The 12,869-nt window shown below is 76.0% G+C and carries 11 protein-coding genes; 2 read left to right on the top strand and 9 right to left on the bottom strand.

What is annotated here, in order from left to right; genetic code table 11:
* Positions 1 to 198, bottom strand: a 198-nt coding sequence (locus V6U77_RS21835) for a hypothetical protein (RefSeq protein ID WP_334608374.1), incomplete at its 3' end; no start/stop codon positions are given.
* Positions 199 to 310: 112 nt separating this feature from the next.
* The gene (locus V6U77_RS21830; RefSeq protein WP_334608373.1) at positions 311 to 1,519 is read right to left on the bottom strand and encodes a hypothetical protein; all 1,209 of its coding nucleotides are present in this window, start codon (positions 1,517 to 1,519) and stop codon (positions 311 to 313) included.
* 110 nt (positions 1,520 to 1,629) lie between these two features.
* On the opposite strand from V6U77_RS21830, the gene V6U77_RS21825 reads away from it, so the two are divergent.
* Together V6U77_RS21825 and V6U77_RS21820 are read left to right on the top strand one after the other, a co-directional pair.
* Positions 1,630 to 2,454, top strand: a complete 825-nt coding sequence (locus V6U77_RS21825; protein ID WP_334608371.1) for a DNA-formamidopyrimidine glycosylase family protein — start codon at positions 1,630 to 1,632, stop codon at positions 2,452 to 2,454.
* Positions 2,455 to 2,720: 266 nt separating this feature from the next.
* Positions 2,721 to 6,368 (top strand): hypothetical protein, encoded by a 3,648-nt coding sequence (locus V6U77_RS21820; protein ID WP_334608369.1) that lies wholly within the window; start codon positions 2,721 to 2,723, stop codon positions 6,366 to 6,368.
* A gap of 126 nt (positions 6,369 to 6,494) precedes the next feature.
* On the opposite strand, the gene pspM is transcribed toward V6U77_RS21820, so the two are convergent.
* The 7 genes from pspM to V6U77_RS21785 form a co-directional block, all read right to left on the bottom strand.
* Positions 6,495 to 7,274: a phage shock envelope stress response protein PspM gene (gene pspM / locus V6U77_RS21815; RefSeq protein WP_334608367.1), complete on the bottom strand. Its 780-nt coding sequence runs from the start codon at positions 7,272 to 7,274 to the stop codon at positions 6,495 to 6,497.
* A 23-nt stretch (positions 7,275 to 7,297) separates the two neighbouring features.
* Entirely contained in the window at positions 7,298 to 8,170 is an 873-nt protein-coding gene (locus V6U77_RS21810; RefSeq protein ID WP_334608365.1) for a PspA/IM30 family protein, read from the bottom strand.
* Between the two features lie 206 nt (positions 8,171 to 8,376).
* Complete coding sequence (locus V6U77_RS21805) at positions 8,377 to 8,820, bottom strand: helix-turn-helix domain-containing protein (RefSeq protein ID WP_334608363.1); 444 nt, start codon at positions 8,818 to 8,820, stop codon at positions 8,377 to 8,379.
* Positions 8,821 to 8,973: 153 nt separating this feature from the next.
* Positions 8,974 to 9,552 (bottom strand): CinA family protein, encoded by a 579-nt coding sequence (locus V6U77_RS21800; protein WP_334608361.1) that lies wholly within the window; start codon positions 9,550 to 9,552, stop codon positions 8,974 to 8,976.
* Positions 9,553 to 9,632: 80 nt separating this feature from the next.
* Entirely contained in the window at positions 9,633 to 10,223 is a 591-nt protein-coding gene (gene pgsA / locus V6U77_RS21795; protein WP_334608360.1) for a CDP-diacylglycerol--glycerol-3-phosphate 3-phosphatidyltransferase, read from the bottom strand.
* Positions 10,224 to 10,300: 77 nt separating this feature from the next.
* Positions 10,301 to 11,800 (bottom strand): 30S ribosomal protein S12 methylthiotransferase RimO, encoded by a 1,500-nt coding sequence (gene rimO / locus V6U77_RS21790; RefSeq protein WP_334608359.1) that lies wholly within the window; start codon positions 11,798 to 11,800, stop codon positions 10,301 to 10,303.
* Between the two features lie 86 nt (positions 11,801 to 11,886).
* Complete coding sequence (locus V6U77_RS21785; protein ID WP_334608357.1) at positions 11,887 to 12,810, bottom strand: ornithine cyclodeaminase family protein; 924 nt, start codon at positions 12,808 to 12,810, stop codon at positions 11,887 to 11,889.
* Between the last annotated feature and the right edge of the window lie 59 nt (positions 12,811 to 12,869).

Here is a 12,869-nt window from a genome sequence, read left to right as displayed (position 1 = left end):
TCCGATCCGCCTCCGCGTCGGCGTCGGCGCGCCCGTCGGGCCCGCCGACGGGACGGCGGCCGGGGCGGACGCCGGGGCGGACGCCGGGGCGGCGGCGGAAGGCGCGGCGCGCCGGTCGTCCGCGTCGTCGCCGCAGGCGGCGGTGAGGGCGGCGGCGATCACGAGCACGGCGACGGCGGGCAGGCTCCGGTTGGTCACCCCTGGCAGTCTGCCCAACCGGATCCCGTCCCGGCAGTGGCCGGTCGGTCAGTGCCGCTGTCCCATTTCCGCCAACCCTCGGTCGACCGGGGCGGGCGTACGCGGGCGGTGATCAGCAGAGCGGCACGGCGCCGCCGTAGACCGCCGAGACGTACGCGTGGCTGACGTACTGGCCGCTGGCGAGGCGGTTCCACCGGTTGGTGGTCCGGTACGGGCCGGTGACGGTCTGCCCGGTCACGTAGCACTGGATCGGCACGTTGGCGTGGCGGGCGGCCAGGCCGCGCACCGCGTACCCCGTGCCGGCGCCGGCGCGGACGTTCAGCGGGCCGTCGCCGACCACACCGCGCGGGCCGCTGCCGGTCCACAGATACGCCACGTCCACCCAGGCGTTGGTGGTGAGCTGCAACCCGTCCCAGAAGGTGCCGTCGGCGAGGTCGACGCCGGCCGGGTTCAGCACCACCCGGCTGAACTGGTCCCGCCCGCCGTTGTAGCCGGACTGGTAGGCCGCCTGCGCCTGCGGCCGGCCCTGCGGGAGGTCCTTCCAGTTCTCCCGCACGCCGCTGAGGTTCCAGTAGTCGTCCCGGGTGTTCCACGGCCCGACGTCCCAGACCGGGGCGTACTCGCAGCGACTGCCGGTGGTGGTGCAGACCCGCAGGGTGTAGTCGCCGGTCTCGGCCGGGGCGAGGGCGCGCCGCGACGGCAGCGAGACGAAGTGGTCCCGGGCCACGATCGTGTGCCCGTTGGCGGTCACCTCGCCGACCAGCCCGATCCGGGTCGCGTACACCCGGTAGGTGAGGCCGGGCGTGGCGGCGGAGACGGCGGCGACGGTGTCGGCGGTGAGCCGTACGGCGCGCACCTCGGCGGTGGCGCCCGGTCGGCTCGCGGTGAGCACCACCCGGGTCTGCACGCGGGTGACCGGCCGGTCGAAGACCGCCCCGCCGGCGGCCGCGCGCCACTCGGTCCAGCCCGCCGCCCGCCAGCCTCGCACGTGGGCCTCGGCGGTGGCGCCGGCGGCGGTGCGGGCGTCGACGGCGGCGCGGACCCGGGTGGCGGGCCGGGCCAGGGTGCGCGGCGGCGCGAGGAAGATCCCCTCGGCGACCGCGCCGCGGGGCGCGCGGGCCGGCGCGGGGCGGGGGTCGGTCAGGCGGAGCCCGGCGCGGGTGTGCCGGACGTTGACGTCGTCGGCGTCGACGCGGGAGAGGTCGGCGCTCCACCGCTCGCTGCCGCCGGCGGCGAGCGCGGGGCTCGGGGATGGCAGGAGGGCCAGGGCGAGGATGACGGCGAGGGCGAGGGTACGGGCACGACGATGGGGCAGAATCATGGGCATTCTCCTCAGAACCCCCTGAGCATGCTCTTGTCCTTAGATCGACAGGAACCTCCATACAAATAGCGACACATGCGAATTCCGCTCGGACGAGGGAGGATGCAGGGGTGCCCGAAGGCGACACCGTCTGGAACACCGCCCGCGTACTGCACCGCGCCCTGGCCGGCGCCCGCCTGACCGGCAGCGACTTCCGGGTGCCGCAGCTCGCCGCGACCGACCTCACCGGCTGGACCGTGCGGGAGTCGGCCAGCCGGGGCAAGCACCTGCTGCTCCGCCTCGCCGCCCCGCCGCCCGCCGAGGCTTCGGGGACGCACGACGGGGCGCGCTGGACGCTGCACTCGCACCTGCGGATGGACGGCGCCTGGCGGGCGTACGCGCCGGGGGAACGGTGGGCCGCCCGGCCGGCGCACCTGATCCGGGTCGTGCTGCGTGCCGCGCGGGCGGTCGCCGTCGGCTACCACCTGCACGAGTTGGCGCTGGTCCCGACCGCCGAGGAGGAGTCGCTCGTCGGGCACCTCGGCCCCGACCTGCTCGGCCCGGACTGGGACCCGTCGGAGGCGGTGCGCCGACTGGCGGCCCACCCGGACGCCACCATCGCCGAGGCGCTGCTGGACCAGCGCAACCTGGCCGGCGTCGGCAACCTCTACAAGTGCGAGGTGCTCTTCCTGCGCGGCGTCTCGCCGTGGAGCCCGGTGCGCGCGGTGCCGGACCTCGCCGGCACCGTGGCCCTGGCGCAGAAGCTGCTCGCCGCTAACCGGGGCCGCTGGACGCAGAGCACCACCGGGTCGCTGCACCGGGGGCAGACCAGCTACGTCTACGGCCGGCGCGCCCAGCCCTGCCGTCGCTGCGGCACCGCGATCCGCAAGGAGGAACTGGGCGAGCGGGTCACCTACTGGTGCCCGGTCTGCCAGCCGGAACCCTCCACCGGCTGACGGCCCACCGGCCGGAGCTCGCCGGCGGCCGGTGGGCGCCGCCGACCGGCCGCAGCGCTCCGCCGACCGGTCCGGCGTGTCGGGCCGGACACTCCGTCGCCGCGGCGGCGAGTCGCATCCCCGCCACAGAAACGGACGATTGGGCACTTCCTAACCCCCGGTCGAGGTCGCATGCTGCAGTTGACTCCTCACGCATCGTCAGCGAAGCGCGACCGGTCCGCCACGCCGCCGTGGCGGCCGGCGTGCCCGGACACCGGGGAGAGCCCATGGAGCTGTTCCGCAGACTCCGCGTCCCGTGGCTGGAGCGGACGCCGGCCCGCGCCGACGACGACGTCGCCGACGCGACCGGGGCGCCTGCCGTCCCGGCGGCCCGCCGCGCGGCGGAGCCGATCCCCGCGCCGGCCAGCCTCGACCCGGCCGCCGTCCCCCGCTACTTCGGTCCGGTGCCGAACCACGCGCGCAGCCCGCTGCCGGTCGTCGACGCCGACGGCCGCGTGGTGCCCGGCACCGGCATCCGCAAGTTCGTCGACGCGCTCCCGCGCCCCGGCACGCGCGGCCGCACCGAGCTGGGAGCCCACCTGCCGGTGCCGGTGCCGGACACCATCAGCTACCCGGGCTGCGACTACTACGAGATCGGCCTGGAGCAGTACGCGCAGCGGCTGCACCGGGACCTGCCGGCGACCCGGCTGCGCGGCTACCGGCAGCTCAACCTCGGCACCGACGCCCACGGGCACAACACGGTCGCCCCAGCGGGGCGGCCCTGGCACCTCGGCCCGTTGTTCCTGGCCCGGCGCGGCAGGCCGGTCCGGGTCAAGTTCGTCAACCTGCTCCCCACCGGCCGCTGCGGCGAGCTCTTCCTGCCGGTCGACCCGACCGTCGACGGCGCGGGGGCCGGCCCGCTCGACGGTCCGGCGCCCTACCCGCAGAACCGGGCCGTGCTGCGGCTGGCGGGCGCGCACACCTGCTGGACCAGCGCCGGCAATCCCTGGCACTGGGTCACCCCGGCCGCCGAGATCACCCCCTACCCGACCGGCCCCGGCCTGACCCACGTACCCGACATGCCGCCGCCCGGCGCGGGTGCCACCACGCTCTACTACCCGAACGAGCAGAGCGGACGGCTGTGCTGGTTCCACGACAACACCGTCGGTCTGGCCCGGCTCACCGTCTACTCCGGGCAGGTCGCGCTCTACCTGCTCACCGACGCCGCCGAGGAGCGGCTCGTCGCCGACGGGGTGCTCCCCGCCGACCAGTTGCCCCTGGTCATCGAGGACAAGACCTTCGTGCCCGAGGACGCCCAGCTCGCCGGCGAGGACCCGACGTGGGACCGGGACCGCTGGGGCGCCCGGGGCAGCCTCTGGCACCCGCACGTCTACCAGCCCCGGCAGAACCCGTACCGGTCCGACGGGAGCAACCCGACCGGCCGGTGGGACTACGGCCCGTGGGCGCGTACGGGCGACGACACCGGGCAGCGGGAGCACGCGGCGACGGCCCACCGGGCGGGCCCGGTGCCGAACCCGCACCACGACCCCGTCGCCGAACCGGACGAGCCGCCGCTGGTACCCGGCGTCGGGCACCCGTCGGCGGTGCCGGACGCCTTCGGCGACACCATGCTCGTCAACGGGATCGCGTACCCGTACCTGGAGGTGGAGCCGAGGACGTACCGGTTCCGGATCCTCAACGCCTGCCTGGACCGCGGCCTGAACCTCCAGCTCTACCGGGCCCGCTCCGACGGGCCGATGTGGGACCCGGACGGCGGGCTGGCCGACGCGTGCGCCGGTGAGGTGCCGATGGTGCAGGCGGTACGCGCGCCGGACCGGCCGCCCGGCTGGCCGACCGACGGGCGGGACGGCGGGGTCCCGGATCCGCGCGCCGCCGGCCCGGAGCTCGTCCAGATCGGCAACGAGTGCGGCCTGCTCCCCGCCCCGGTGGTGGTGCCCAACCAGCCGGTCGGCTACCGCTACGACCGGCGCGACCCGACCGTGCTCAACGTCGACGCGCACGCGCTGCTGCTCGCCCCCGGGGAGGTCGCCGACGTGCTGGTGGACTTCTCCACCGTCCCGCCCGGCGGCACGCTGATCCTCTACAACGACTGCCCGGCCCCGCTGCCCGGCTTCGACCCGCGCGCCGATTACTTCACCGGTGGCCCGGACCGCGGCGCCGAGGGCGGGGCGCCGCCGACGCGTCCCGGATACGGGCCGAACACCCGCACCCTGCTCCAGTTCCGGGTGGCGGGCACCCCGGCGTCGCCGTACGACCTGGCCCGGCTGCGCGAGCGCCTGCCCGGCGCGTACGCGGCCAGCCAGCGCCCGCCGATCGTGCCGCAGCCAGCGTACGACGCGGCGTTCGGCACCCGGACGGCGCGCGCCACGGTGGTGCCGGTGCACGCCACGACGGTCAGCTTCGTCCCGACCGGCGCCGCCGCCCCGGTGCTCCTGCCGATCGAGGTCAAGGCGGTGCAGCAGGTCTTCGAACCGGACCACGGCCGGCTCGTCGGCCGCCTCGGGGTGGGACACCCGCACGCCGGACCGCTCTCCCCCACCGTGCTGCCCCTCGGGCCCACCGATCCGGCCACCGAGGTGCTGCACGTCAGCGACCCGACCGTCGCGGTGGGCGGGCCCGCCGACGGCACCCAGCTCTGGCGGATCCGCGGCAACAGCCGGCAGACCCAGCCGGTGCGGTTCACCGGCTGCGACGTGCAGCTCGTCGGCCGCGTCGGCTTCGACGGCGCCATCCGGGCGCCACACCCGACGGAGCGGGGGTGGAAGCAGGTCGTCCGGGTCGACCCGCGCGAGGACGTGATCGTCGCGCTCCGGCCGGTCGCGCCGCCCCTGCCGTTCAAGATCGGCGACAGCGTACGGCTGCTCGATCCGCTCCGGCCGGCCGGCGCCCGGACCGGCTCGACCCCGGTCAGTCCGGTGGACGGCCGGCCCGCGGTGGTGGTGAACCAGCTCGTCAACCTGGGCTGGGAGTACCAGTGGCACAGCCAGCTCGGGGGTCACCGGGACCAGGGCATGACCCGTCCGCTGGTGCTGCGGGTGTCGCCCCGGGCGCCGACGGGCCTGACCGCGACCCCCGCGCCCGGCTCGGCCACCGCGCTGCCGGCGATCGCGCTGACCTGGACGGGCAACGGCAGCCGGCCACCGGCCACCAGTCACCTGCTCCAGCGGGCCACCGACGCCGCCTTCACGCAGGGGCTCACGGCGATCACCGTGGCGGCCACGGCGACCCGCCACACCGACGCCAGCGTCACCCCCGGGGTGACCTATCACTACCGGATCCGGGCGGAGAACGCGGCGAGCTGCTCCACGTGGTCCAACAGCGTGCCGGCCTCGGTGCACCTCGCCACGCCGGCCGGGTTGACCGCGGCGATCCCGCCGGCCGCGCCGCTGCGGATCGCGCTGCGCTGGGCCAACCGCTCCTTCGCCACCGGGATCGACGTGCAGCGGGCCACCAACCCGACGTTCAGCAGCGGGCCGGGCACCACCGCCATCGGCGTCGGCGACAACCACCTCGACGCCGCCGTCGCCCCGGACACCACGTACTACTACCGGGTGCGGACCACCTATCTCGGCGCGGCGTCGGCCTGGTCGACCGTGGCCAGGGCGACCACCCCGCCGGCGCCGGCCCCGCCCACGGGGGTGACGGCCACCGCGACGGCGCCCGGTCCGGACACGGCGACGGTGATCCTCGGCTGGACGTCCAGCGCCCCGGCCGCGCCGGGCGCGGGGTTCATCGTGCAGCGGGCCCTGGATCCGGCGTTCGGCCGGGAGGTGACGACGTTCACCGTCACCGGCCGGGGCTTCACCAACACCGGACTGGCGCGCGGCGTCACCTACCACTACCGGATCCGGTCGTTCAACGTCGTCGGCAGCTCCCCGTTCACCGGCCCGATCCCGGTGACCACGCCGCCGTGACCACCCGCACCCGGGCCCGCGTGCCCTGCGCCGATCGTGCTTTCGTGGTGGGCACGAAGGCCCTCAAGAAAGTGCCGAACCCGGCACCACGCCCGCATGATCGACCGGGCTGGGGGGTGCCCGTGGTCAGGGCGTGCGCAGTGGGGCGCCGACGCCGCGCAGCTCGGTCAGGGCCGAGGCGACACCGTGCAGCAGGTCGGTCGCCTCGGTGAGGCGGGAGGCGGCCGGATGCGCGGCGTCGGGGTGGGCCTCCCCGGCGACGTAGCCGGCGGCGGCCACGACCAGCCGTTCGTACGCGGCGACGCCCTGCTCCAGCTGCGAGGTCAGGGACCGGTGCGCCTCGGCCAGCGCCGGCCGGGCCTCGGCCGGGGCGAGCCGCAGCGCGCGGTCGACGCTGGCCACCCGGCCGGCGAGGTCCCGCAGCGACCGGTCGGCCTCGGCAGCCTCCAGCACGGCCGGCTCGGCCAGCCCCGTGAGCCGGCCGGTCATCCCGGCGAGGGTGAGGGCCGCCCGGTCCAGGCGGGCCCAGGGCTCGGCCGCGCTGGTGCCGCGCAACGCCACCCGGGAGCGCACCCGGCGGACCTCGGCCAGCACGCCGGGGCCGACGGGAAGCCGCTCGACGGCGGCGACCAGCCGGGCGCGGGAGCGCGCGGCGGCCTCGGCCGGGTCGAGCGCCGGCGGCGCCGGCTGCGCGGCCAGCGCCCGCAGGTCGATCCAGCGCCAGGCGGCGAGCGCCAACGCGCCGCCCGCCCCGGCCGCCCAGGCCGCGTCGGGCAGCCCCAGCCCGGCGTACGGGGCAAGCACGGCGGCAGCGCCGCTCAGACCGCCGGCCGTGACGCTCCACCGGCGCGCGGAACGCCGCAACCGGCTCAGGCGCCGGAAGTACCGCGTGCGCTCGTCTGCCACCTCTGCCTCCTCGACCCGGCCGCTCAGCCGGCGGCGGTGGTGTCTCCGGTGCCGCGCTCGCGGCCCATGCTCGCCCGGATCTCGTCCAGCCGGGCGGCAGCCGCCGGGTCGGCGGCCGGCGCGGCGGGCTGAGCCTGCTGCGCACCCGGTCGTTCCTGCTTGCCGCCGAGCTGCTCGCCGGCCATGCTCGAGCGGATCTGCTCCAGCCGCGAGGAGCCGGCCGAGTCGAGGGTCGACTTCTGGATCTCCAGCATGCGGCCCTCGACGGAGTTGCCGGCCAGCTCGGCGCGGCCCATGGCCGTCGCGTACCGCTGCTCGATGCGGTCGCGCACCTCGTCGAGCGAGGGCGTGTTGGCGGGGGCGGTCAGCGCCGACATCGACTCCAGCGAGCGGGCCACGGTCTCCTGCATCTTGGCCTGCTCGAGCTGGCTGAGCAGCTTGGTGCGCTCGGCGAGCTTCTGCTGCAGGATCATCGAGTTGTTCTCGACCGCCCGGCGGGCCTGGGCGGCGGCACCGAGCGCCTGGTCGTGCAGCGTCTTGAGGTCCTCCGTGGCCTGCTCGGCCGAGACCAGCTGGGTGGCGAGGGTCTGCGCGGACTGCTCGTAGCGGCCGGCCTCGGTCTCGTCGCCCCGGGCGCGGGCCTGGTCGGCGAGGACCAGGGCCTGGCGGGCGTTGGCCTGCAACCGCTCGACCTCGGACATCTGACGGGACAGCTTCATCTCCAGCTGCCGCTGGTTGCCGATCACGGCGGCGGCCTGCTGGACCAGCCCCTGGTGCTGGCGCTGGGCCTCCTCGATGGCCTGCTGGATCTGCACCTTCGGATCGGCGTGCTCGTCGATCCTGGCGCCGAAGAGCGCCATCAGGTACTTCCACCCCTTGACGAACGGGTTCGCCATCTTTGCGTTGTCCCCTCAGTAGCGTCGCTCCGCCTCGACCGAGCCGGGCGCTCCCGGCCGGCTCCGGCGCGGGCAGTGGCTCCATGGTCCCAGCCGGGCGCCACCTGAGCGCCCGTACCGGCGAGCGAAGCGAGCGCCGACGCCGTCCGCGATCAAGGGTACGCGGCGCGGTCGAGGCCGACCACGTGGCGCGACAGCGAGCCGGGTCAGGCGGCGCAGACCACGTCGCGCTCGCTGCCCCGGACCCGGGAGCTGCGCAGGGTGGCCTTGAGCGGGGAGTCCTGGCGGACCTGGACGGCGACCGTGCCGTCCGAGCTGACCTGGTGCACGCCCCGACCCGCGCTCCTGCGCACGGCGACGGCCGCGGCGGGCACGGCCTGCTCGTCCTGCACGGGCACCAGCACGCCGGGCATCTGCTCGGCGAGCGCGACGGTGTCGCTGACCTCGCGCAGCAGCTCGGACAGGCGGGCGCCGAGGGCGTCGCAGATCGCCGCCAGCAGCTCGCTGGAGGGCTCCTTCTGGCCGCGCTCGATCTCCGACAGGTAGCCGAGGCTGACGTTGGCGGCGGAGGAGACTTCGCGCAGGGTGCGGTGCTGCCCCTGCCGGCGCGCCCGCAGTGCGTCACCGATCACACGGCGTAGCAGGACCACTCGCACCTCCCCCTGAGGGACACCACTCGTCCACTCGTCCACGCGGCCGACCGGCGCATTCGAGCCGGGGCGGTCGCCGGAGCCTTCCCGCAACCGTACCCGCTGCGGGCCCCCACGACATCCCACCCCGCCCCTCGGATCCGCGGAGAGCCGTCAGCGCCGCCGCGCGCCGGCCGGGTCGCTACGCCCGCCGTCGGTCCCGGTCGCCTCGGCATCGGCCTGGGCCGCGTCGGTCTCGTGGATCCGCGCGGCGAGCAGCCGCAGGGCCTCGACGACCGCGGCGGAGCGGATGTGGTCGCGGCCACCGTCCAGGTCGAGCTGCCGGACCCGGGTGCCGGACGGCCCGGCCACCGCGACGTAGACCAGCCCGACCGGCTTACCGTCCTGCGGCTCCGGGCCGGCCACCCCGGTGGTGGCCAGGCCCCAGTCGGCGCCGCAGCGTCGCCGCCCACCCTCCGCGAGGGCCACCGCCACGTCCGGGTCCACCGGCCCCCGCTCGGCCAGCAGGTCCTCGGGTACGTCGGCAAGTCGCGACTTGAGCTCGGTGGCGTAGACCACCAGGCCGCCCCGGAAGATCCCACTCACCCCCGCGATCTCCACGATCGAGGCCGCCAGCAGGCCGCCCGTCAGCGACTCGACGGTGGCCAGGGTCTCGTGCCGTTCCGAAAGGCTGTGCACCACGCCGGCCGCCGGGCTACCGACCGGCCGCGCTCCGTCAGCGTCACTGTCCATGACCCGGATCCTTTCCCCGCCCCGCCGGCCCTACTCATCCTCGCCTATCGCACGGGCGCGGGCAGGACCGCCGGGACCGGTCAGCTCCGGCGGCGCAGCCGGAGGGCCTGGGCGACGTAGTCGAAGCCGGTGAGCACCGTGACGCCGACCGCGGCGGTCATGATCCACGGGCCGACGGCGGCGAGCGCGTCCGGCATCGGCCACAAATACCACGTGATGGCCAGGATCTGGAGCGCGGTCTTGAGCTTGCCGCCCCGGCTGGCCGCGATGACGCCGTGCCGGATCACCCAGAAGCGCAGCGCGGTGATGCCCAGTTCGCGCACGAGGATCACGGCGGTCACCCACCAGGGCAGCCGGTCGTACCAGGAGAGCAGCAGCAGCGCGGCCCCGGTGAGCGCCTTGTCCGCGATCGGGTCGGCGACCTTGCCCACCGACGTGACCAGGGCGAACCGGCGGGCGATCCAGCCGTCCACCAGGTCGGTCGCGGAGGCGACGGCGAAGATCAGGCAGGCGACCATCCGCCAGCCGACATGGGTCATCGCCGAGGCGACCACGGACGCCGCGAAGACCGGCACCAGGGCCAGCCGCAGCGCGGTGAGCGCGTTGGCCGCGTTCAGCACGGGCACGCGGGCCACCACCGGCGCGGGCGTCGGGTCCGCCGCCCCGGTCACCGCCGCACCCCGCTGCGGCCTCCGTGGCGCACCTGGCACACCACCACGCGGTTCCCCCGCTCCGTCCGGACCCGCCGTCACCGTGTTGCGCCGGGCGCAGCCGAGATCATCTCATCCGGGACCGCGACGAGGTCCACCCCTTCGGTGCCCGTGACCGTCGCCCGCACCAGGTCGCCGGGGCGCAGCGCGGCCAGGTCCACCCCGCCGTCGGACGGGGCCACGAGGGTGGTCGAGCCGTCGACCTCGGGAGCCTGGTGGGCCGCCCGTCCCTCGACCACACCATCGTCGACCGAGTCGACCAGGACCTCGACCGTGGAGCCCAGGCGCTCCTCGGCACGCTGCGAGCAGAGCTCGTCGGCGAGCGCGGCGAGCCTGTCGTAGCGGCGCTTGACCGTGGCGGCGGAGACCTTGCCGGGCAGCCCGGCGGCCTCGGTGCCGTCCTCGTCGCTGTAGTCGAACACCCCGATGGCGTCGAGCCGCGCCTCGCTCAGGAACCGGACCAGCTCCTGGTAGTCGGCGCGGCTCTCGCCCGGGAAGCCGACGATGAAATTGCTGCGCGCGCCCGCGTCCGGGGCCAGCGCGCGGGCGCTCGCCAGCAGCTCCAGGAACCTCTCGGTGGAGCCGAAGCGGCGCATCCGGCGCAGCACCGGCTCACTGGAGTGCTGGAACGACAGGTCGAAGTAGGGCGCCACGCCCGACGTGGTGGCGATCGCCTCGACCAGGCCGGGCCGGGTCTCCGCCGGCTGGAGGTAGCTCGCCCGCACCCGCACGATGCCGTCGATCGCGGCGAGCTGCGGCAGCAGCTTCTCCAGCGCCCGGGGGTCGCCCAGGTCCTTGCCGTACGAGGTGGAGTTCTCGCTGACCAGCACCAGCTCGCGTACGCCGGTCCTGGCCAGCCACTCCGCCTCGGCGAGCAGCTCGTCCGGCGTACGCGAGACGAAGGCGCCGCGGAAGGCGGGGATGGCGCAGAACGCGCAGCGCCGGTCGCAGCCGCTGGCGAGCTTGAGCGAGGCGACCGGGCCGGTGTCGAGCCGGTGGCGCAGCACCTGACGCAGGTGGGCCGGGGTGTGCTCGTCGGTCTCGGTGACGCCCCGCACCGGGGTGCCGTGCCCGGGCAGCGACACTCCGCTGTCGCGCCGGGAGACAGGGGTGAGGGGCAGCAGCTCGCGCCGGTCGCGCGGGGTGTGCGCGCCGATCCGCTCGCCGGCCACCACCGCGTCCAGCCGGGCGGCGATGTCCGGGTAGTCGTCGAAGCTCAGCACCGCCTGCGCCTCGGGGAGGCTGTCGGCCAGCTCGCGGCCGTAGCGCTCGGCCATGCAGCCGGCGGCGACCACCTTGGCGCCGGTGTCGGCGGCGGCCAGCAGGGTCTGGATGGAGTCCTGCTTTGCCTTCTCCACGAAGCCGCACGTGTTGACGACCACCACGTCGGCGCCCTCGCCGTCGGTGGTGACCTGCCAGCCGTCGGCATGCAGCCGGGCGGCCAGTTCCTCCGAGTCGACCTCGTTGCGGGCACAGCCCAGGGTCAGCAGGGCGACCCGGCGGCCGTCGGCGGGGGAAGGGGAGGTGGCAGACACCATCCGAGGGTACCGGGCGGGCCGGTGGCGGCCGTCAACGGCGGGCCGCCCGCGTCGGCCGCCGCACACGCCCCGCCGCCGCGCCCGGCTCAGGCCACCGCCGCGGCGACCCGGACCAGCCGGTCGAGCAGGAAGACCTCCGTGCCGGCCAGGCCGGTCGCGCAGAAGAGCGAGACCTGGTCCGGGCCGGTCCGGCCGGGGACCGCGCCGGCCAGCACCGCGCCCAGGTCGCGCAACCGCCCGGCGTACGCGGGCAGCGTCGCCAGCATCGGCGGGTCGTACGCGGCGGCCTGCGCCGGCGAGTCGGTCACCAGCAGGTGGGCCGCGTCCAGCAGGTCGATGCCGAACTCGTGCCGGTCGACCTGCTTGAAGCCGACCGCGTTGACGTGGGTGCCGGGGGCCAGGTCGGCGGCGTCGAGCACGGGGTCGGCGGCGGTGGTGGCGAGCACCACGACGTCGCGGTCGCGGACGGCGGCCCGCGCCGAGTCGACCGCCCGCGCCGACACGCCCAGCTCGGCGCGGACCCGGGCGGCGAACGCCTCCCGCCGGACGGCGGAGCGGCTGTGCACGGTGACCTCGCGCAGCGGGCGGACGGCGGCGGCGGCCCAGACCTGGGTCCACGCCTGCCCGCCCGAGCCGATCACGCCGAGGGTGGCGGCGTCGGGCCGGGACAGGGCGTCCACGGCGACCCCGCCGAGCCCGCCGGTACGCCGCGAGCCCAGCTCCTCCCCGACCGCCACCGCCCGTACGGCCCCGGTGCGCCCGTCGTGCAGCACGACCACCTGCTCGCTCTGCGGGTGCCCGAACGTGTCGTACGAGCGGAAGCCGTACCACTCGCCGGTGAGATGACCGGCGGTGAGCACCATCCGTCCCCCGCCCAGCGGCGCGGCGGCCCGGGGCGGGGCCACCAGCCGGCCGGCGTACGCGGCGAGCAGGGCGTCCCGCATCGCGGCGACCGTGGCGGGGGCGTCCAGCGCGGCGGCGACCTGGGCATCGTCGAAGAGCAGCGGCATGTCCCGATACTGCGAGTTGAAGCGAGGTTCAGGTCAAGCCGCGGTGGCCCGGCTCACCC

Source organism: Micromonospora sp. CPCC 205546, assembly GCF_036902715.1.
Classification (GTDB): domain Bacteria; phylum Actinomycetota; class Actinomycetes; order Mycobacteriales; family Micromonosporaceae; genus Micromonospora.
This window is presented reverse-complemented; position numbering and strand designations above follow the sequence as displayed.

Coding starts and splice junctions, on each gene's coding strand:
- V6U77_RS21830 (WP_334608373.1), bottom strand. CDS start 1,519: ATGATTCTGCCCCATCGTCGTGCCCGTACCCTCGCCCTCGCCGTCATC.
- V6U77_RS21820 (WP_334608369.1), top strand. CDS start 2,721: ATGGAGCTGTTCCGCAGACTCCGCGTCCCGTGGCTGGAGCGGACGCCG.
- V6U77_RS21810 (WP_334608365.1), bottom strand. CDS start 8,170: ATGGCGAACCCGTTCGTCAAGGGGTGGAAGTACCTGATGGCGCTCTTC.
- V6U77_RS21800 (WP_334608361.1), bottom strand. CDS start 9,552: ATGGACAGTGACGCTGACGGAGCGCGGCCGGTCGGTAGCCCGGCGGCC.
- rimO (WP_334608359.1), bottom strand. CDS start 11,800: ATGGTGTCTGCCACCTCCCCTTCCCCCGCCGACGGCCGCCGGGTCGCC.
- V6U77_RS21785 (WP_334608357.1), bottom strand. CDS start 12,810: ATGCCGCTGCTCTTCGACGATGCCCAGGTCGCCGCCGCGCTGGACGCC.